The 19,390-nt window shown below is 60.2% G+C and carries 23 protein-coding genes; 6 read left to right on the forward strand and 17 right to left on the reverse strand.

The genetic code is table 11. From position 1 onward, the window contains the following. Positions 1-173 precede the first annotated feature (173 nt). The 8 genes from DS839_RS15965 to DS839_RS15995 form a co-directional block, all read right to left on the reverse strand. On the reverse strand, positions 174-791 hold the full coding sequence (locus DS839_RS15965; protein ID WP_119271438.1) for a hypothetical protein: 618 nt from the start codon (positions 789-791) through the stop codon (positions 174-176). Between the two features lie 62 nt (positions 792-853). After that, entirely contained in the window at positions 854-1,513 is a 660-nt protein-coding gene (locus DS839_RS15970) for a hypothetical protein (protein WP_119271439.1), read from the reverse strand. After that, complete coding sequence (locus tag DS839_RS15975) at positions 1,513-1,920, reverse strand: hypothetical protein (protein ID WP_119271440.1); 408 nt, start codon at positions 1,918-1,920, stop codon at positions 1,513-1,515. Before DS839_RS15975 ends, DS839_RS15970 begins: the two co-directional genes overlap by 1 nt. A 1-nt stretch (position 1,921) precedes the next feature. After that, on the reverse strand, positions 1,922-4,099 hold the full coding sequence (locus DS839_RS15980; protein WP_119271441.1) for a hypothetical protein: 2,178 nt from the start codon (positions 4,097-4,099) through the stop codon (positions 1,922-1,924). Beyond that, entirely contained in the window at positions 4,099-5,466 is a 1,368-nt protein-coding gene (locus tag DS839_RS15985; RefSeq protein ID WP_162918574.1) for a PBSX family phage terminase large subunit, read from the reverse strand. Before DS839_RS15985 ends, DS839_RS15980 begins: the two co-directional genes overlap by 1 nt. After that, positions 5,450-5,917 carry a hypothetical protein gene (locus DS839_RS36505; RefSeq protein ID WP_162918575.1) on the reverse strand — a complete coding sequence of 156 codons (468 nt, stop codon included), beginning with the start codon at positions 5,915-5,917 and terminating at the stop codon, positions 5,450-5,452. The genes DS839_RS15985 and DS839_RS36505 overlap by 17 nt, the downstream gene beginning before the upstream one ends. Positions 5,918-6,257: 340 nt before the next feature. Further along, positions 6,258-6,440, reverse strand: coding sequence for a ribbon-helix-helix protein, CopG family (locus DS839_RS15990; protein WP_119271443.1), 183 nt, complete (start codon positions 6,438-6,440; stop codon positions 6,258-6,260). 360 nt (positions 6,441-6,800) lie between these two features. After that, entirely contained in the window at positions 6,801-7,310 is a 510-nt protein-coding gene (locus tag DS839_RS15995; protein ID WP_119271444.1) for a hypothetical protein, read from the reverse strand. A 156-nt stretch (positions 7,311-7,466) separates the two neighbouring features. Here DS839_RS15995 and DS839_RS16000 point away from each other — a divergent pair, with 156 nt between their 5' ends. Together DS839_RS16000 and DS839_RS16005 are read left to right on the forward strand one after the other, a co-directional pair. Next, complete coding sequence (locus tag DS839_RS16000) at positions 7,467-7,706, forward strand: hypothetical protein (RefSeq protein WP_119271445.1); 240 nt, start codon at positions 7,467-7,469, stop codon at positions 7,704-7,706. Between the two features lie 924 nt (positions 7,707-8,630). Next, complete coding sequence (locus DS839_RS16005; RefSeq protein WP_119271446.1) at positions 8,631-9,080, forward strand: universal stress protein; 450 nt, start codon at positions 8,631-8,633, stop codon at positions 9,078-9,080. A 122-nt stretch (positions 9,081-9,202) separates the two neighbouring features. Here the strand turns inward: DS839_RS16005 and DS839_RS16010 are convergent, their stop codons facing one another. The 4 genes from DS839_RS16010 to DS839_RS16025 all read right to left on the reverse strand — a co-directional run bounded on the left by DS839_RS16010 (position 9,203) and on the right by DS839_RS16025 (position 10,663). Continuing rightward, the gene (locus DS839_RS16010; protein WP_119271447.1) at positions 9,203-9,472 is read right to left on the reverse strand and encodes a hypothetical protein; all 270 of its coding nucleotides are present in this window, start codon (positions 9,470-9,472) and stop codon (positions 9,203-9,205) included. Then, positions 9,472-9,660: a hypothetical protein gene (locus DS839_RS16015; RefSeq protein WP_119271448.1), complete on the reverse strand. Its 189-nt coding sequence runs from the start codon at positions 9,658-9,660 to the stop codon at positions 9,472-9,474. The genes DS839_RS16010 and DS839_RS16015 overlap by 1 nt, the downstream gene beginning before the upstream one ends. A 539-nt stretch (positions 9,661-10,199) precedes the next feature. Further along, positions 10,200-10,418: a hypothetical protein gene (locus DS839_RS16020; RefSeq protein ID WP_119271449.1), complete on the reverse strand. Its 219-nt coding sequence runs from the start codon at positions 10,416-10,418 to the stop codon at positions 10,200-10,202. Positions 10,419-10,465: 47 nt separating this feature from the next. Beyond that, complete coding sequence (locus DS839_RS16025) at positions 10,466-10,663, reverse strand: hypothetical protein (RefSeq protein WP_119271450.1); 198 nt, start codon at positions 10,661-10,663, stop codon at positions 10,466-10,468. A 348-nt stretch (positions 10,664-11,011) separates the two neighbouring features. Here DS839_RS16025 and DS839_RS16030 point away from each other — a divergent pair, with 348 nt between their 5' ends. Further along, positions 11,012-11,380, forward strand: a complete 369-nt coding sequence (locus tag DS839_RS16030; RefSeq protein WP_162918576.1) for a hypothetical protein — start codon at positions 11,012-11,014, stop codon at positions 11,378-11,380. A 278-nt stretch (positions 11,381-11,658) separates the two neighbouring features. Here DS839_RS16030 and DS839_RS16035 read toward each other — a convergent pair whose 3' ends face one another. The 4 genes from DS839_RS16035 to DS839_RS16050 all read right to left on the reverse strand — a co-directional run bounded on the left by DS839_RS16035 (position 11,659) and on the right by DS839_RS16050 (position 13,844). Continuing rightward, the gene (locus DS839_RS16035; RefSeq protein WP_119271452.1) at positions 11,659-11,856 is read right to left on the reverse strand and encodes a hypothetical protein; all 198 of its coding nucleotides are present in this window, start codon (positions 11,854-11,856) and stop codon (positions 11,659-11,661) included. 486 nt (positions 11,857-12,342) lie between these two features. Further along, complete coding sequence (locus DS839_RS16040) at positions 12,343-12,660, reverse strand: DUF1236 domain-containing protein (RefSeq protein WP_119271453.1); 318 nt, start codon at positions 12,658-12,660, stop codon at positions 12,343-12,345. Positions 12,661-12,921: 261 nt separating this feature from the next. After that, on the reverse strand, positions 12,922-13,233 hold the full coding sequence (locus DS839_RS16045; protein WP_119271454.1) for a hypothetical protein: 312 nt from the start codon (positions 13,231-13,233) through the stop codon (positions 12,922-12,924). A 242-nt stretch (positions 13,234-13,475) separates the two neighbouring features. Then, positions 13,476-13,844: a hypothetical protein gene (locus DS839_RS16050; RefSeq protein ID WP_119271455.1), complete on the reverse strand. Its 369-nt coding sequence runs from the start codon at positions 13,842-13,844 to the stop codon at positions 13,476-13,478. Positions 13,845-14,314: 470 nt separating this feature from the next. On the opposite strand from DS839_RS16050, the gene DS839_RS16055 reads away from it, so the two are divergent. Next, entirely contained in the window at positions 14,315-14,941 is a 627-nt protein-coding gene (locus tag DS839_RS16055; RefSeq protein ID WP_119271456.1) for a hypothetical protein, read from the forward strand. A 760-nt stretch (positions 14,942-15,701) separates the two neighbouring features. Here DS839_RS16055 and DS839_RS16060 read toward each other — a convergent pair. Further along, positions 15,702-16,031, reverse strand: coding sequence for a hypothetical protein (locus DS839_RS16060; RefSeq protein WP_119271457.1), 330 nt, complete (start codon positions 16,029-16,031; stop codon positions 15,702-15,704). Positions 16,032-16,475: 444 nt separating this feature from the next. Here DS839_RS16060 and DS839_RS16065 point away from each other — a divergent pair, with 444 nt between their 5' ends. Both DS839_RS16065 and DS839_RS16070 read left to right on the forward strand, forming a co-directional pair. Beyond that, positions 16,476-18,647: a cation:dicarboxylate symporter family transporter gene (locus DS839_RS16065; protein WP_119271458.1), complete on the forward strand. Its 2,172-nt coding sequence runs from the start codon at positions 16,476-16,478 to the stop codon at positions 18,645-18,647. A 133-nt stretch (positions 18,648-18,780) separates the two neighbouring features. Then, positions 18,781-19,386 carry a cell envelope biogenesis protein TolA gene (locus DS839_RS16070; RefSeq protein WP_368911682.1) on the forward strand — a complete coding sequence of 202 codons (606 nt, stop codon included), beginning with the start codon at positions 18,781-18,783 and terminating at the stop codon, positions 19,384-19,386. Positions 19,387-19,390: the final 4 nt, after the last annotated feature.

The raw sequence follows: 19,390 nt of genomic DNA on the forward strand, positions 1-19,390 counted from the left end.
AGGAGGTCTAGTGGTCGACGCCTATGAACGCCGCAACTATCCTCCGTATGATAGCTACAGAACGTGATGACCTCGCAAACAAGGTAATGGCCGAGATCGCGCATCATAGAGACCAATGCAGACTTGATCCGGAGCGGCTCAGCTATCACCGGGAACGCTTACGCATCCTCGACCTACCATCCCAGCCAAGCGGCAATCATTCCACCGTCGTTGGCGGATGATACTCCCAAAACTCCAGATGATGCCAGTGTTGCAGCGCCCATCTGTGTGCCCGCCTCGACAAGTGAATCAACAACCTCTGCCGATCCAGCTCCGGTAAATGTGAGCGGATTAGCCGCTGTGTCGTCCTGAGCCAGGACTCCTACAAAACCGGTCCGGGGAATGATGACATCGCCCGATATAGGGGCGGTGCCGCTGGCTGACAGCGTTCCCGAGAAGCGGGGCGTAATCCTGGGTGCAATCGTGGCGGCGATGACAGCCCCGCCACGAGTCTGCGTCGCTGGATAGGTGGTCGCCACGATTACCGTCTCACCCGCCGGCACAAGAGCAGCATAGAGAGATAAGGCAATGGTGTTGTTCTCGGTGAACGTGACCTGCTCCAGCAAAGTGGTTGTGACGCCTCCTATCATGACAGAGTTCGGCAGGGCGTTCGCGACTGTGGTGCCGGTCACCCGATTGAAGACGTACGCGTAAATGACTCTTTGCCGATCAGGCCCATAGGGCACCACCAGGTTGGTGAAGGAGTACGACGAAAGATCAGTAGCATTCACGGCACTGCCGCCAATCAGCACTTTTGGAACCGATCTATACCTTGTCGCCAGTCTATGGCGACGTCGGTCCAATGCCGTCACCATCACGTCAACCGCTGGATCTTGAAGCGGAAGGTGAAGGCCTCTCCGCTGGCCGGCGTGTAGGCGTTCTTTGCCCGAACCAAAAAGCGAAGATTGGCTGAGCCGACACAGGTGAATCCCATATTCAGCCCTTGAATATGGTCAACATCGTTGTTCCCAACGTCCTCAAGGGCAATTGGGACAACGCCGACAAGCTTGGCCATGTCCGCATCCGATAAAGCGAAAGCGGCATTATCGTTCGGCGATGTGACGGAGCTGTCGAAGATGAATATTTCACCTTGAAGCGGCGTGGCCGGGTCATTGTTCGACACCACGACGATATCGGTGATGAGGCCCGATCCGCCAGAGGCCTTGGCAGCATTGGAGATCGTGAAGGTGGTTGGCGCCGAGGTGGAATCCGAGACCGTATCGTTGACGGCATAGGCCGTGGTGTCGGCAGGCCGGTTAAAGGCCGTGGTTACGGTGACGAATTCGTCATTCGGTCCAACAACGGCCAGGGCGGAGGCAGATGCCTGAGCGCCGGCCAGGATCGGGGTGCTGGCGCCATCACCGCCACCGTCAAGCTTGACGCGCTGATAGTGAATACCCGAGACGTCATCGGTCGCGACGATCGGAGTTGCCGTGCCCGATCCAGTTGCGGGGATGGTGACATTGTCAGCCATCAGGGATTGCCCGCAGTGAGTGTGAAGCTCGTGACGGTGAAGGCCTGGCCGGCAGTGAACGATGTCGAGTCCACCGTCAGGTCGCCGCCGCCGCCCGTCAGGGTAACGGTGCCTTGCGCGTGGCAGGTCGTTCCGTCAGATGCATAGAGCCGGAAATGAGCGGCGGTGCCGTTATTGTCAGCAGAAAGGTCTTCCCATGTGCCCGACTTCGCCTTGCTGCCGCCCGAAGCAGCCGCCATCCAGTCGGACGGCAGGTTAGCGGTGGCAAGTACCGTTCCCGAATCCGCTGCGGCGCAGTTGCCCGGCGCGGCCCCGGTCCTGATTTTCAGGACGGCAGAAGTGCCGATTGCCGTTTCGACGGCGTCGAGCTTGGCATTGCGGACCGTGGTCGAATATTGAAGCGTCATATCAATTCATCCTCGCTGGAGCCGTGGTGTAGGTTCGGCCGTCGGGCGTCGTGACGGACTTCGGCGCGGCGATGGCGCCGGCAAGCTGCTCGATGGCTTGCGCTATCTGCAATTGGCCGGCTGCCAGTTGTTCCAGCATCTCCTGCTGCGAATAGGCCGACGGAAGTACTGTTCCCGCCTCGCCACTCCCGCTCACCGGTGAGATATGCTCCTGGTCAGCTTCGGCGCGGGACTGACGCGCCTCGAGCCGCTGCCGATGCGCGATCTCCTGCCGGCGCACGGCCATTTCGTCGTCGTGCTTCTGCTTGTCGAAAGCAAGCTTCTTGTCTTCCTGTTGCGCCTTGATCTGCTCAGCGCTCGACTGCGGACTTTGTTGCGCCTGCTGCGCCTCTCTCTTCACCGTCTCGGCGTATTGTTCGATCGCGCCGGCGAGGGCGCGGCCGGCGCGGAAGGGCGCCACGGCGAATTTGAGCGTCTCGGCCGCAAATGGCGCCGTCGCCGGCTGTTGCGCCACCAGGGGCACCAATTGCTGCATGGCGCCGCTGAGCGCGCCCAAAAACTCGGTTCGGCTCGCCTTCTCGGCATTCTCGTCCGGCTGGATCGTCGAATCGGTTTCGATCTCCAGCACAAAAGGCCGGATGCGCTGTTCACGCAGGAGGCCGACGATCTTTTCCATGGTGACCGTGGCCTGGAGTTGTTGGATCTGCCCGTCCATCTGACTCTTAGTCTTTGCCAGCGCTTGCACGTTCTGCTGCAACTCCCGGCCTTCGGGGGATTCCAGGTATTCCAGCGCCTGCCGGCCCAAAGCCTTCACCTGCCCGGCAATGTCGGCCTCGGTCGGCAGATCCATTTGCGCCATATCGGCGAATTGCCGGGGCGTATAATTCTCCGCCATGATCTCGGCCGAGATGCGTGTCAGGTCGCGCGCGAAACGCACCAGCTCGCTTTGCCGGTCGCGAATGCGGATCGAGCCGTATTGGCTCTTGAGCCGCTGGGCGCCCAGCGTCTCTTCCGGATCGGTGGCGCCGCGCATGATGTCGGAAATACCGCTGATCTGATAAACATCATCGATCAACTGCCGGCGGAGCGCCACAAGCGAGGTGATGGTGTTCGCCACCTCGACGATCGGCAGCCAGACGACGCTGTCCCTGAGCGAAGCGCCGCCCAGATTCTGGTAATTGGCAACCGGGATGAGGCGGGCATTGTTGCTCGTATCCTTGAGCGCCGCCTCGATAGCCTCGGCCAGATCGCCGGCGCCGCCCGGATAAAAGCCCTTGAGCTTCAGCGCCTCGGCCAGGGACGAGATGCGCGCCGTAAGCTCATTGATCTCCTCGAGCTGATCGCGATAGTAACAGAAGTCAGGCACCGGAACGAGCGAGCGCCGCTCCAGCGTGGCATAAGCGGGCTTCGGGCACGGAAAGAACCTGTCGAGCTTCAGGTAAGGGTCCCTGGCGTCCAGGACCTCCTCGACACCGGGCGATACCCAGACGACGACGCCCCGCGTCTTGGACCAGATTTCCCAGACCTCCGCCTTGCTCTCGCCCTTGTAGTCGGGAATCCGCACCTCGCCTTTGGCATAGTTCGGTGTCTTCAGCTTGATGCTCTGGGCAATCTCGTCGCCGAAACGCGCACGGACCTGCTCACGCGTCAGCCAGGCGCGCTTCGCCACCCAGCCGACTTCCGCCCATTTGCGGGCGGGCTCATGCAGGAAATCAGCCCGATCCAGGTGGTCGATGACATTGCGGTCGCCGCCGGCCGCCTCTTCAAGCCTGACCCAGGCGATGCCGCGGCCCACCGTCGCCAGATCGTCGCGGACCTGCAGCATAATGGTGTCAAGACCGATCTCCTCGAAATTGAGGATGAGCGCGCGCTCGAGCATCTCGGAGGCCTTGCGGGGCAGTTCTTTTTGATCCGCCCAACGCGGCACCACGACCGGCACCGGGGACCTGGAATAGATCGCCGGCTTCAACACCTCCATATTGGCCCAGAACATCTTGTATTCACGATCGACACCGGTGGCTGCCATCTTCTTGAGGTCGGCATAGAGCTTGTCGATCGAATCGGATTTCTCGTTCCAGAAAGCGAAGAACTTCTGGGCATCGCCGATGCAGTCCAACCAATATGCGGCGTTGCGATCTTCCGCCGATACGGTGTCGCCGCCGGCTTCGTACGCGGCCATCAGATGACCATCCTCTTGCTGGCGGAGGGCTCGGGGGCGCCGGGCAGAAACACCGTGCCCCCAGGCCATGGCTTCGGCTTCTCGACGGTCTTCGGAACCACCAGTCCGCAATTCACGGCGAACTCGCCGAAGGCATCGGCGCCGTGGCTGTTTTCGTCATGGAGCGGGACGCCGAAAGTCTGCATGCGCTCGTTGAACCTGCGGCTATAGCGGCGCAGCCGCGAGACCCCCAGCATCACCCGCGTGGTCCGATTGAAGCGCATCCTGGGCAATAGAGCGCGCGCAGCGTTTATGCGCTCGACCGGCCCAAGTGCCGCACCAATGTGGATGGGCTTCACGCCGAGCCGCATGAGCGTCAGCGCGCGGGTTCGCCCGCCTGCCCCCCATTCGCGGTTCCTCACATCATGGGGCAGAAAGTGCTCGCCATAGCGAAATGGCGCTTCGCGCCCGATCTCGCGGCGCTGCCGGAAACCCTCGGCCAGGTCCGGATCGAGCTCGGGCAAGGCTTCCCTGACGATGTCCTCGGCGCCGAGACCGCTCGTCTCGTAATAGTCGATTGCCGTCGCCCACAGGCCGTCATCCTGGAAGAACCAAATCGAGGTGTAATCGTCGATGCCGATATCCCAGGCCGTCTTGACCGGCCGCGCCGGATCATGCGGGAAATGGCCAATTTGGGCGTCCTTCTCGGCCTGGGCGATGAGACGGCCATAATAGCTCGCCTCGCTGACATGCTCGTAGCCGCCGCCCCAGACATGCGCCGCCATCTCAGGATCGGCGGCATAATCACTTTCCTTCTCTTGGCGCAAGACATCAGGAAACCAGGGATTGTCGTTCCAGTTGACGGCGACGATGACGGCATCATCGCGGGGCTTCCCTCCCCTGAAAAACTTGTCGACGGCGTCGGTCTCGTGCCGCGGATTCCAGGAGAACCAGATTTCCGAACCCTGCTTGCGGATCGTGGGCCTGAGGAGCCTGAGCGATTTGTTGGACAGGCTCTGCGCCTCCTCCACCCAGGCTATGTCATAGTCCTCGAGCGACTTGATGTTTTCAGCATTGTAGGATTGCATGCCCTTGAAGATGACGAGCGAGCCGTTCTTGCCGCGGATCTCGGATTCGAGAATGGTGAAGCGGGCGCCCAACCCATAATAAGCGATCTTGTCGACGACCAACTGGCGCACGGATTCCTTGATGGAATTCTGCACCTCGCGAATACACACGGCGCGGGTCTTGACCCTGGCGCACAGCAGAACGAGCTGGCCGGCGAAGAAATGCGACTTGGCGCCGCCCCTGCCGCCATAGGCGCCTTTGTAGCGTCTGGATGTCAGCAGCGGCAGGAAAGCGCGCGGGACATCAAGCTTTCGGATCAACGACGTGGATCTCGAATTCGGGGGACGCGTTTTCGGCAGACTCGTCGTTTTCAGCCGGCGAGGCAGCGGTGGCAAGATCGGGCACGATCTTCCTGGCGAGCGCAATGCCGGTCGCCACCTGCTCCGGCGAGAGATCGCGCCGGCCTTCGACAAAATCGATCAGGGCGTCGATGACGCCCGAATCCATGATCTTGTGGCGCAAGACGGTGATGCCGCCCTGGCGCGAAGGGAAAAGGCTCGATGGGACGGAGGCGAGATCAGGCGGGCGGACAGGCGGTACGGAAGCGATGAAGAGAGGCGACGGGACTGTATGCGGATCCTCCGCCGAAGGCTCCGCGCGTTCGGATCGCGGCTGCCTGCCCCGCTTCGGGGGATCGCTGGTGCGATGGCCTTTTTCAGTCAGGATGGCGGGCACGGCCGAATGCTGGCCGCGGAAACGATAGGTGACCATGATGTTCCTCAATGTTGCGATGGTGGGCACGGCGCGCCCAGAAAAGGCGCGGAAGAGCCAGGGCGGGATGGAAAGGGCGAGAGGAGGAGAAAGCTGCGCAGGGACGCGCTGAAGCTCTCTATACGATAGACCCGGGCGGCTGCGCTGGCGCGCTTCCGCCCGGGGTCTACGCAAGGTAAAATATGACTCGGCGGCGCATATAGGTCGCCCCCAAACGCGCTGCCGAGCCCCGTCGGCACCTCCCGGTCGCCGGCGGGGCGCTCGTCGCCGACCGGATTCTGGACGACTGAAGTATCGCCGTGCCGACCTTCGCCGCCCGACGGCGGTTCAGCCGCTCATTTTATCGAGGGCCAACAATGTCAAAGGCTTCGAAAGCTTCTTCCCGCAGTCCGCAGCGGATAAGCTCCCTAATCGTATCCGCTTGGTCGCGCAGCCCTTTTCTTAGGCGCAATACCTCCAGGGCCTCCACCTCGGCCTGATCCAAGGATACTGACAAACTGATCATCAAAGCCTTGTCCGACATTCGGTCATTTTACTGAACGTAATACGGCGAATCTAAGAACGGCCGGTTGGTCGCATGATAGCCGCTACAAGCAGATCCCGACATTGAACCGGACGACAAAGCCTGACCATCGCATGCTTCGCCTGCCGGCGAAACGCTAGCCGGATGCAAATCTCGCAAATCGCAAATGGCGGTCAGAGCATGAAAAAGCCCGGGAGCTTTTTGTTCCGGGCGCAGTTCCGATCCTGATATTTCCCAATGCTACCGTTTGGCCCACGATGTCAATGGGCTTTGTCGCAGAGCCCGAAATTTGTACATCGCAACTGCGGCTTCAACTCGGCCCGTTGACAAAGGAAACCGAGCGGCCCCGCAACCGCGCTCTCACAGATTTCGGCTGTCGTAAGCCCAATGCAAGAGCGCTTGGCGCTGGCGCCGGCGACACATGCGGTCGCCAGGATCGCAATTCCTCTTTATCTGAGCGACATGCCGCCTCATCGCCTTCCATCGCCTGATCTGCCGACTGTCCTCTTCGGGCATGCGTCGGCCCATGTAATAGCGGCAATACCACTGGAACCAGCCGCGTGGATCATCGGGATGTATCCATCCCTTCTGGCGCCACGCTGACAACGATTGGCTCGCGTCCACGCCGAAATAATTGAGCGAGCAGTCGCGGCGCGAAGGCGAAAGTTTTGCCCGTGCGAACCAAGCCGCGGGAAATTCGTCCCGACAATCGGTCAGGTACTTACCGCAGAACACTCCCAGTGCAAGCATCTGCTTGGGCGTCAGGTCGGGCTGAAACTCCGGGTCGAAATTGCGACCTACCGATGCGGTCAGTGCGTAGCGATAGCGGCGCTGCATTGTGTCGTTAACGGTGATGATCCGGCGAGGCATCCTGTGTTCCGATCAGTTCAATATGCAAATCGCGCCATCCAACAGTGAAGCTATTTCCAAAACTTGAACCCACTACAGATTGGCAGAGCAAGTTTGCCCCGACATGGCCCCAAAATGACCTAGAACTGACGTGGGGTCCGGAGCGTTTTCTGTATCATGGACAGAAGGCAGCTAATAGAGCTGGTCACACACGCCCGTAAGGCAGCGGATGAGTGTGAACGTCTCAGGGTGACCGAAATTCTTGCAATTAGGGCCTTGCGAGCGGCGGGAGAAAGCACCCAGCTACTGGAGGCCGCATTGATCGCACGGGAAGCAGAGTATGATCGGCATGTCGCCGAAATGGAAAGATTGCTCGACGAACTCGACGGCCTGCCCGCGATCGAAATGAAAGTCTAACCCTTGGATCTGGCGACAAAACAGTAGCAGGCTGGTTCTATGTCCCACGGCTCATTTTGGGCTTCATTGATTGCGGCGCCGCCTACCAAGACCCCCGTCCAGTAGGAGATGGCGCCCATGAAAGCCCTTGGATATCTCCCGGGGCTTTCATGCTCTCAGGCTCCGAGAACGAAGCCAAACGCCACGCTAATCAAGAAGAGAATAAGGAGCAGACGCAACCAGTGCCGAAGTGACCGGTGGGCCGGCGGTTCGTCGTTTCGCTCGAATGAGTCACCAATGCGGGAACGCATCCCTCTGAAAGGTCGCAACGGCCAATAAGGTTTCATAGTCGCGTGCCTTTGGCGGCAAACGACAGGATTCGCGCAGCTATCGTTGCTCTCTCGGCATCATCACAGCCAAGTTTCAGACAGGCTTCGTCCACGACCTTCGAGAAGAGCGCTATTTCGGCCGGATTGAAGGCGCCTCACCTCCGTCATAGCCCGCGCCGCTTCTGTCGCCTCACACGTGCGTTCTGCTCGCAGATACCGGCGTGAACTTCATACAGCGCGGCGACCAACTCAGACCTGTTGTCGTTTGCTGGCGGCATGGTCGGTCGACTCCTGTAGAAAGCAGAAAGCAGACACCCGGAGGCCAGATTCTGCAATCGGCCCTAGAACGGCCGATCTGGTCGGGGGCCACTAGCGTAGCCAAGGTTTCGAAATCGCCGTCCTTGCACTGACATGACAGCGGGAAATGGGCATCTATGCTGCATCGAGGTTTTGTGTCCCGCGGGTCGAATCGAGGTAAGGAGGATTTGGCGCGTGGCAAGCCCAAATCATCGCCGTCCATCGAGTGCCCCGCTCGGCCGCGCTGGCGGGTTTTTGTTTGAGCAATGAGGGCAAAATCCGTAATTTGCCCACCGTCGACGAGCTAGGGAGCACCCAAATGTATGCCAATATTCTCTTGAGCACGGATGGATCGGATGTCGCGAAAAAAGGCGTCGAGCATGGGGTTGCTTTGGCAAAGGCCCTGAATGCCAAAGCAACGGTGGTCACCGTGACCGAACCTATGCCGGCCAACCTTGCGGGAGGTTTTTCAGGATATACCCCTAGGCAGGAATTGATCGATAACTTTGACGCAGCCGCCAAGGAACGTGCGGGCGAGATACTGGATAACGTTCGTGCCATGGCGGAGCAAATCGGGATATCTGTAGAGCTGTTGCATGTTCCGAATGCGCACCCAGCCACTGCGATTATCGAGACAGCAAAGTCCAGAGGTTGCGACTTGATCGTTATGGCCTCTCATGGGCGTCGCGGCGTCACGAAGCTATTAATGGGGAGTCAAACATCGGAGGTCCTGGCTGACGGAAGCGTGCCGGTGTTGCTCGTGCGGTAACGCCTTGCCGTGTCCTGCCGCGCCCGCGCTGCCAAAAGAAAAAGCCTGCCAGCGTTTGCCCCCAACGTAAGGCGGCGCTCGCGAGAGCGCCGGAACCAGTGTCCCCGAGTCTTTCGTGCGCCTCACGGCTCGCGCGTGCCTTCGTCGACCTTCGTGATCCCTTCGCCCAGATTATAAATCTCGAGTGCTTTCAAGACCTCGGCCTCAGTCAGTGTATCGCCGCGGCTTCCGATGATCGCCCGGAGCGCGGTGGGGGCGCCATGACGATCGATTACAGCCAGTAGCGCGCCATGCGTGCCGACGAGGCTGGGCGTTGTCGGCGGTATACCCAGTCCCTGTAGCGCCATGCTGATCTCTGCCTCGATGCGCGTTCGCAGATCCTGATTGGCCATTATCGGGTCGTCTTATCGAGCGCTATCGCCAGAAGGGCGTCGTATCGGCGCTCGCCTCGATTTGCAAAGCCGAGGACGCGGGCGGCGATTATCGGCCGCATAGCTGCGTCGCATTGAAGCGTGTCGCAGGCTTCGTTGGTCACTTTAGCGACCATGTCCAGTTCGTCCGGAGTCAGCGCATTTCTCATGGCAAAGCCTCATGCGCCGTCCCTGGTGCAGAGGGGTCTAAGAGGGCAGAACGTCGGCGGATTCGGGAAGTTCCTGTTTCGGCGGGCGTAGGCGGCCCTGCGCTTTCGCGACTCATCCAAAGATGAACCCGCCCGGATGGTGCACCGCGGGCGGGTCAGGTGACGACCTACCAGGGGGACTGCGGGGAGTGGGGGCAGGTCGACGTGCGGCTAACGCGCTTGCGTCTGAAAGGTTGCGGGGCGGCCGGAAGCAGGTTCGATGGCAATCCACGGGCCGGCCACTTCCTCGATCACAACAACCCAGCGCTCCTGAATCGTGCCGCCAGACACGCACGCATCAAATGCATCCCGGTACGCGAACCCCTCCCGATGGCCACCCTCAGCGCGTTGGGCCGGTTCCCAGCACCGCGCGTCGCTTCGTGGCGCTGCGCAAGAAGGATTCGCCAAGACGGTAACGGCGAGAATGCCGGTGATGAGGAAGGCAGCACGCATAAGCGATCAACGCCTAGTTAGGCCGTTGGTTCGATTGGCGTTGGTCGTCATCTCTTTCTCTTTCGGCCGGTCGGACTCTGATCGGGCTCGAGCAACTTGACGGTCAGGCTGAAGCCCCTTTCGGGCAGGGCAGCGGCAACGTGCGCCAGAACCTCCTCAGGCAGATACGTGATGACCTTGTCGGAGCATTCGATCAGAAGCTGGACCTTCCGCTCTGTCCTGGTGACGGGGTCGTAGACTTCATGGTCGGAGAGATATTTGGGCATGAGCCGGAGGATCGAAGCGGTCTAAATTTGCTGGCGCTTGACGACAATCATCGCGCCTGTTCTCTCAGCATCTGATCCTTCCGGGCACGCTTCGCGACCAGATCGTTCAGACGGCGGGTGAGAGTGCCCAGGTCGAGATGGCCCTCGACAGCGACCTTAACATCGTCTGTTCGAATCCTCGAGCCCGCCGCAACCCCGGCCTCCCTGATGACGGTCAGAACCTCGCCTTTGGTGATCGTTTCCATGCGCCCTTAACGTAGGGAGACCCGCGCGGTTCCAAAGGCAGCGCGCCGGCGCGTGACTATTTGCGTTTGGGCGAGAGGCGAGTTTTCATGGCCCAGTCGACCTCGACCTCGCGAGCATCCAGGTTCGAACACCTTCACGGTGACGTGGGGTGGCAAGCAAGTCGCTCTGTCTTCGAAAGCCGCTGGCACCATTGGGCGGCGCGTACCAGTCGAGCCGGCAGGGACCGCCATCACTGCTTTGCCGGTTCGCAGTTTTCTGAATTGCGCATGGCAACCCACGGATACCTCCTACTGCGCACGCCGATGCCAAAATCCTAGCAACGTCAGTCAACGCCCAGGGTCTAGCTGTTGGCTGATGACAGCTTCGGGCCGGACATGGGCTATAAGGGGCGCATGGCAAATACGGATATTCACGTAAGGATCGAAGCCGAAATTGCGAATGCCTTGGAGGCCCTGAAAGCGCCGCCGGCTATGCTGCGCCTTGCTGGCACGCGCAACGCTGAGGGCGCCTTGTCGGCGGCTCTGGAGCGCTTGGGCGCACCTATTGAACTGATGGGTATTATCGGCAGCTATGGCGATACCCTCACTGACGCTGAAGTCCTTTCGGCGCTTGAGGCTTACAATCGCGGTGAGGCCATTATGGAAGTCGGGCTCGACGCGCGAGAGCTTGAAGCTGACCGCGCATTGAAAGGTCGCTTATCTCCAAGGCGTAAATGACCTAGGCCAGCGGCCCTCGATACGGCAGCCATACCTTCGCTTCTTTTGCAGCCGCCTCAAAGCTTTCTTGGCCTTCTCGATGTCAGCCGTGCCAGCAAAGGCGTCAGCGATGAGGATAGCCGCCTTGTCGCGCTTCTTGCTCGTTGGCCATTTCAGAAGCTCCTGCGCCGAGAACGAAGCCAAACAGCAGTCCAACTAGAAAGAGAATGACAAGCAAGCGTATCCAGCGCGGAACCCTCGGCTGCGTTGAGGGATATTGCCTCAAATTTGAACGGGCACTAATGCGGGAGCGCATCCCTCTGAAATGTCGCAACGGCCAATAAGGTTTCATAGTCGCGCGTGCCTTTGGCGGCAAACGACAGGATCCGCGCAGCTATCGTTGCTCTCTCGGCATCATCACAGCCAAGTTTCAGACAGGCTTCGTCCACGACCTTCGAGAAGAGCGCTATTTCGGCCGGATTGAAGGCGTTTTGCATGCCTCACCTCAGTCACAGTCCGCGCCGCTTCTGTCGCCTCGCCCGTGCGTTCTGCTCGCAGATACCGGCATGAACTTCATACAGCTCGGCCACCAAGGATGAACCACATTCGGCGGCTAATTTCCGGGCGCGTTCCGCCTGGGTTAGGAGGCGGACCATTTTGTTACCCTTCTGGGCGCGCGGCTTTTTTCTGTCTTGCATGAGCCTCCTGTTGGCCAGGAGGCTACGACAGCTTTCAGGACGCCAACTTAACATAGGATGTGTTCCATGCAGGACCCCAATGGGCCGCAGGCGGGCGAACCTCAACACACTACAGCTTAGCACATTCAAAAGCGGAGCCCGCCACCGTGCTGAAGGATGGCGGGCTCCGCGCACTTCGCCGACGTCGCATTAGGAAAGCGGCTAACTCACTTCTGCCTTGAAGTGCTCTGAAGCGGAAGCAGGCCGCCCGCCTTTACACGTATCGCCGACAGATCTGTCGGGCGGCTAGTTGACGACCGCAACCACCTTCCGGCTGCTGTCGACCACGTAGACCCGGTCATTCAGGTACACATACTTGTGCCCCTTCAGCTTCGGGGTCTTCACAACGACCGTCTCAGGGACATCGTAGACTTCGACTTCTGCCGGCACCACGACGCCGACTTTTACGTCGCCATCCCACTTATGGGATTTGTATTTCTTGACCTTCACCTCGTCATGGAACTGCACGCCGATCTCCGGGGCAATGACTATGTCGTCAGCTAAGGCCAACGGGGCGCCGAATGCCAGTGAGGACGCGATAAAAAGAGAAGGCAGGATACGCATGGGTCTGTCCTTTTTCCGTTGATGCCCCCTGGATCAATTTGGAACGTGGTGAGTGTCGAGCGGTTCCGAGAACCGGCAACGCGTATCAGAAAATTTTTGTGGGGGCAGCGTCAGGAACTAAAAATTTCGACCGCACGTTCTGGCCATACCGCGATGGTCTGGAGCCGCCGGCAGGCGGCACGACAGAGGGCCTGCAGGATCGAACGGACGGTCGGTCCTGTGGGTCCTCCAGCTATTTATCCAGCTCAAGCTGATTCAAAATCATCTCCATGCGGGAATAGTGTAAATCGCGTTCGCCTCCAACGCCTTCATCGCTGTCATGGCATTGATGGTTTCGGCGCCACTAGCTTGCAGATCGTCGATCAAGGCTTGTTGCCGTTCAATCTGCTCGTCAGCCTTCGCAGCGTCCCTTCGGGCTCCATCCAAATAATCAAGAAGCCGCTTTTTAGTTGTAAGAGCCATAGGTTCCCGTCCCAGCACCACGGCTGTTGAGTACACTGCAATAATCGGACGCCCTGCAGAAAAAGCCCGCGCTATCAGAAACAGCACGAGCCAGTTGAGGGAGATGTCCAAGTAGGATCGAACAACAAGATAATGATTAAACGCTCAATCAGTTCCGCAGAGTTCCTTTGAGAAGGAACCCGCCACGGGGGACGGCGATACACCGCGACGGGCTCCCCGCATCCGCATACCTGGCGACAGGAGCGGAGTGCTGCGTCAATGATCTACCAATTGCTTCGGCGCAACAATATCAAGCCGCAAAAAAGCTGTTTCGAAATGACGCGATCACGGCATAATTCGGAGTAGTCGCTTGCCTAATGCTCGGCTGGCGGCAGTCCAATCGCGGCTTCCATGTGGCGAAGAAATTTTCGCGCGACCTCCAGCGACATAACGAGAGTTTGCTCGCCGCCGTCGGTCTCAATCGTCCATCTCATGGTACTGCCATCGGGTGAGACTTCTACCAGCAGATGCTGCTTGATCCTGTTCAACGGCTGATCGCCTACAACGGCATTGTAAGCCAGGACGTCACGATCGGGGGCTCGGGTAACCTTCGCCCGGACACCTTCGACCTTGAACTGGCAGCTGCCGGGCGTTCCGTCCAGCTGGCCGCCAAGCAACAGGATCAGGCAACCATCCTCCGGGTCGGCCTCGCTCGAAACGCTGAGGACTTCAAAGTCTGGCATGGTGCTTCATATCCCGGCAAACGTATCTCGAAAAGGCTAGGACTAACCAGCGCTGGGGAGTCTCTTGGGCCATCATCAGCGGAACCGACATTGACGACCCGAGGGTGAAGCAGCTCAAAGCTCGCTATACCGGCTCCCCCCGCTGCTGATTATCCACCGCCCTTGAGACAGGCCAAACCCACCATGACGACAGCACGCCGGGCCCCCATTCACAACAGGTTCAGCGACAAAGACCGGAAGCAGCCTACGCCAACTCCACGGCCCATGGCCGTCGGATTCTGCAATCAGCTGGGAGGGGCCTGACGAGACGCGACAGGACTTCTGTGAGCGAAATGACCCATCAAGGTTCTATCGGGGGAACCCTTAATTGATCATCCGGGAACTGAACATCCAGTCAACATCACCCGCATTTACTCGAGGGAACCAATAACGGCAAGTCGAGTTACTTCCTTCACCAATGGAGGAGTCCCATGAGAGCCACTCTTACTAGCACCGCGCTTGCGTCGCTGCTTCTCGTCGCCGGCGTCGCCATCTCGTCGCCCTCGGCCTTTGCCCAGGACGGTCAGCCCTGCGTCGGCGAAAACTGCCCGAAGCCCGACATGCAGGGCGAGCAAGGCCGTAAGAAGTATGATCAGAATACGGACGACCACACCGGCCAGACGCCAACGCGCAAAAAGCGCATCCAGGGCTCGACCGACCAGGACGACATGCAGGACGGCCAGATGCCGCGCAAGAAGAAGGTCCAGCAGAGCACGGACGTCGATGTCGATGTGGACGTCCGAAAAAAGGGCGCAAGCCGCAGCGATTGGAGGTATGTGCCCGGCAAGCATCAACGCCGCAAGAGCAAGAGCGGGATCTACATCTATTTCTATAACGGCTGGTGGTATCCGCAACCCTATTGGGAAGTGTACACCGTCGGTCGGGGACGCTACAGCTGCGGCGCAGGCCGGGCCATCGTCGCCGAACGCTTCAACCGCGTGCGCGTGATCGAATGCAATGGCGGCACTTATACCTATGTCGGCCGCCTGCAAGGTGACAGCTATCGCATCCTGTTCAATTCTCGCTCGGGCCGCATTGTCGGCCGCGCGCCGATATGAAACGGTCTCGCGCAATCATGACGATGCAACCAGACCGGCGGTTCCTGCTCTGGATCCTGTCCGGTCTGGCGGTGGCAACGATGAGTTCCGGAGCCATTGCCTTGGCTACGGCCATGACGATGGCGGGGTGACTCGAGTAGTCCTGGGACCGGCTTCGGTTAACTGAAGGGTTTAAAGCTTTCGATCTCCCAACAGCGAAGGGGATCTTAGAGTCTTTAAGTAGCACGGTCTCTGCGATCATCTCGGTACGGTAGCGCACAATTGCTCGCGGCGTCCGCCGGTAACCCACATACAGAAAATCAGCGGCCTTAAGTGGCCACTTGGCCGCTGACTAGAGGCCCGTCGGTCACGATTTGCCGGCGGACCTCCTCCCAGAAGATAGCTCGCGTGAAGCGATCAGTTGGTGAATGCCGTCCCAGAAAGGTGGCGCCGAAACCGCAACGCGGTAGATGAGTGTGCACGCCTGAGGGTTGCTGAAATTTTGAGAATCGCAGATTTGCACGCAGCCGGCGAGAATACGGAGCAACTGCAAATTGCTTTGGGCGAGCCAGACGCCGAGTGCGAAGAGCATGCCGGAGAGATGGAGCGGTTGCCGGACGCACGCGACAGGCTGCCGACGCTCTGATGAGCTGGCGACAAATTAATCACCGGCTGGTGCTATGGCCTGCGATCATTCTGGGCTTAACTCGCAACGGCGCCCGACCAAAGACCCCCGGTAGTGACTGGCGCCCATGAAAGCCCTTGGACGCCTCCGGGGCTTTCATGCTTTCAGCTCTTCTGCATGAGCTTTTTCGAGGTCCCTATAATGCCCAAGCGCGGCCGGGCGACCGTGAAAATGCGGCAGTCCCGGCGGCGAGCCGCTCGGTTCGCGCTGTGCTGTGTCAACCGTTGCCTTGTAGCCGCTTGCAATCCCAGAACTGCCGGCCAGAAGCTGACGAGACTCGACGATCAGTCTGCGAGACTCGACTAGCATGGCGCGCGTGGTTGTCGCAGAAAGCCGCATTTGCAGGATGATTTTGAGGGAAACGGCCTGCAAGTCCGCCAGTTGCTGGCCGGTCTCTTGGATAAGCTGGTGCGAGTTGGGGGGCATATTGTGCTCCACGATCAAGGCGGGAGCACATGGAAACTCTCAGCCGTCAGAGCCCGGTTGCAGTGAATGCACGTGCTGACGATGCCGGGACAATAGCACAGAGATGACAAAAGTTCCATCCGGTCGGAACTTTTCGCCGTGCCATACGTTTTTTCATCGTTCCGCACTGCTCCCCAGTCCCCTGCGGATCGTCATCACACTCCAGAACCCGCCCCGAGGCGAAGCTTCGGAGGCGGGTCGTCCTTGTGGAGGCCATCGGTCCCGTGACCGAAAAAAAATATTTCGAGGCCACCGGTAGACAATGCCACCTGGCCTCGTTCCGCAACATAAGCGCACAGACCGCATTTCTTACGGACGATCCTCGCAGTTGCGAATCAGCTTCATTCGACCATACCAAATTCGCTGTGTCATACTGCGCACGTGACTCGTGGTGGGGGGCCGCCGATGCCGGACGTCAAGCAATCCAGACTGCCGATCTATATCCTGGCGAGTGCGGTCATCGGCACGATAACCGGCATCACCATCGGGGACAAGGCAGGCATCTTGGAACCGATCGGACTTGCCTATTCCAAGATGCTGGAGATTGCCGTCTTTCCGTATCTGGTCTGTTCGCTGCTCGTCGGCCTCGGCGGATTGCCGAGAGCCAGAGCAGCAAGACTGCTGAAGGCCAGCTGGGGCGTGTATGGGGCGCTGTGGCTCCTGACCTTCCTCGCCATCTTCCTGCTCGGCGCGTTCATTCCAGCCGCGCCTCCGCCGGCCGTGCTCTTGCCGGGCTCGGACGGCGCGCTCTCCGGCATCCTCGACCTGGTGATACCGGCAAACATCGCCGTGGCGCTCGACCGCAATTTCGTACCCGCCATCGTCGTCTTCGCGCTGTTGTACGCCATCGCCATTCAGGAGCTCCCACAGAAGGCGACACTGCTCGAATCCATGGAGGCGCTGCGCAAGGCCAGCGTCGTCATCTGGAACTGGATCGTCTATTTCGCGCCAGTCGGCGTCTTCGCGCTCTTCGCCGCGACAGCCGGCACGGTGAATGCCGCCGCAGCCGGAAGCCTTGCCGTCTATATCGCCCTCTTCCTGTTCGGGACCGTCGTGCTGGGCTTCATCATCCTTCCGTGGCTGCTATCGCGGCTCCTGCCGCAGAGCTACGGCGAGATCCTGGCCGAGCTGCGGCCGGCCCTCATCCTGGCGCTGGTGACGACGCTCTCGGTCGCCGCCCTGCCCTTCATCCAGAAGGCGGCGGAAGAATTGTGCCGGCGGGAAGGGGTGGAAAGCGAGGAATCCGGAGATGTCATAAAGGCGAGCCTGTCCGTCGCCTATGTGCTGAGCCAGCTGGGCAACTATTTCGTCGCCCTGTTCTTGATCTTCGCCGCCTATCACCAGCGCGTGACACTGGACACCGCGCAGTGGCTGGTGCTGCCTTTCATGACACTGCTGTCCGGCATCGGCTCGCCCAGCGCCTCGGTGGACGCGGTCGCCTTTCTCGCGCAGTGGCTGCATTTGCCCTCGAGCACCGTCAATCTCTATGTCGAGACCATGACCATCACCCGCTACGGTCAGGTGGCTCTATCGGTGATGGGCTTCGCCTTCGTCACCTTCGCCGCTACCCTGATTTATTTCGGCAAGGCTCGGCTGCGGCTCCGTCTGGTGCTCGGGGCCGCGGCAATGACGGTGGCCGTGTTCGGCACCTTGGCGCTGGGCGGGCGGCTTTATGCCGACAAGCTGTTTCCCGCACCCAGCGACGTCGCCATCATGGCCCGAACGCTCGATCGCGACCTTGTGCGCCAAGTCGATGCCACCGTCCTGCGCGAGCGCCCGGCGGATCTAGCCTCACTCGATGGGGCGGCCACGTTCGACGGGATCAAACGCCGCGGCCGCCTACGCGTCGGCTATGGCCGGGACATCGTACCCTTCAGCTATTTCAACGGCGCCGGCGATCTCGTCGGTTATGATGTCGCGGCGGCCTACCGCCTGGCCCGTGACCTGCGCGTGGCGCTCGATCTGGTGCCGATCGACTGGGCAAGCGTCGAAGAAGACCTCATCGCGGGCCGCTACGATATCGTCATGGCCGGCGCCTATGCGACGCCGGACCGGCTGCGCCGGCTCGGCGTCTCGGACTTCTACCTGGCCAACCCGCTCGCGCTGATCGTGCCGTCGGCTCGCGCCTCGCAGTTCCGATCTTACGAGGCGGTGGCACAGACGACCGGTCTGACCCTCGCCGTGTTCCGCGACCCGGTTCTGGGGCCGTTGGTGCAATCGCTGTTTCCGAAGGCGCGGATCGTCGAACTTGCCTCCTATGACGAGCTGCCCGCACGGACGGAGGTCGATGCGGCGCTATGGACCGAGGATCAGGCGGTGGCGTGGACGCAAGCGCGGTCCGGCTACACGGCCGTGGTGCCCGCCGACACCGGCGCTCCACTGCTGTTCACCTATCTGATGCCGCCCGCCTCCGCCGATATGCTGCGCTATGTCAATCTGTGGCTCCAGTTCGAGGCGGGCAGCGGCGTGCGCGAAGGCGCGCTCGGTTACTGGGTGAAGGGCGTCCCACGGCGCGGGAACGAGCCGCGCTGGAACCTGATCGACAATGTGATTGTACCGATGTTCCGGGGGACTTAAGTCGGATAACATCCCGTCCGCAAGATGAGGCGACGCTTGGCGAACTGCAGGACATAGGGCTCGCATGCCACGGAAACTGAAGGTCTATCAGACATCACTCGGCTTCTATGATCTCGCCATCGCAGCGCCTACGATGAAAGCGGCACTCAAAGCATGGGGTGCGAGCGAAAGCAATCTGTTTCAGCAGGGTTTTGCCAAGCAATCCGACGACCGGCAAGTCATCGCCGCCGCAATGGCAAATCCGGGAGTGGTCCTGCGGAGGCCGGTCGGATCGAACAAGGGCTTCCAAGAGCGTGCCGAGCTGCCGACCGCTGAATCGCTCTCGGAGCATTTCAGGAAGACCGAGCTCCCGCGCAAGAAAGCCCCGGCGCCAAAATCACCAAAGGCAATCGAGAAGGCAAAGCGCGACGCTGCCGAAGTGGCAGAGCGTGAGGCCGCGGCTAAGGTCGATGAGAAGGCAGAGCGAAAGGCGGCCGCCGCATATAAGAAAGAGGAGCGCCGGCGCGAATTGAAGCGCCAAAAGGAAGCGGCAACCGCTGCGAAACTTCGCTCCCGGCGAAATGCCGCGTTGGAGAAGGCCAAATCAGCCCTCGACAAAGCGCGCCGCGAACACGTCAAAAAGACCGCGGCGATCGAAAAGAAACGTGCCGCGGTAGACCGCCGTGCACAACAAGAGGAGACGCGCTGGCAGAAATTGGAGCGCAGGCTGGAAGAGGCGTTGCAAAGGGCGGGCCGCTAGGGGC

The sequence above is a fragment of the Taklimakanibacter deserti genome, assembly GCA_003574785.1.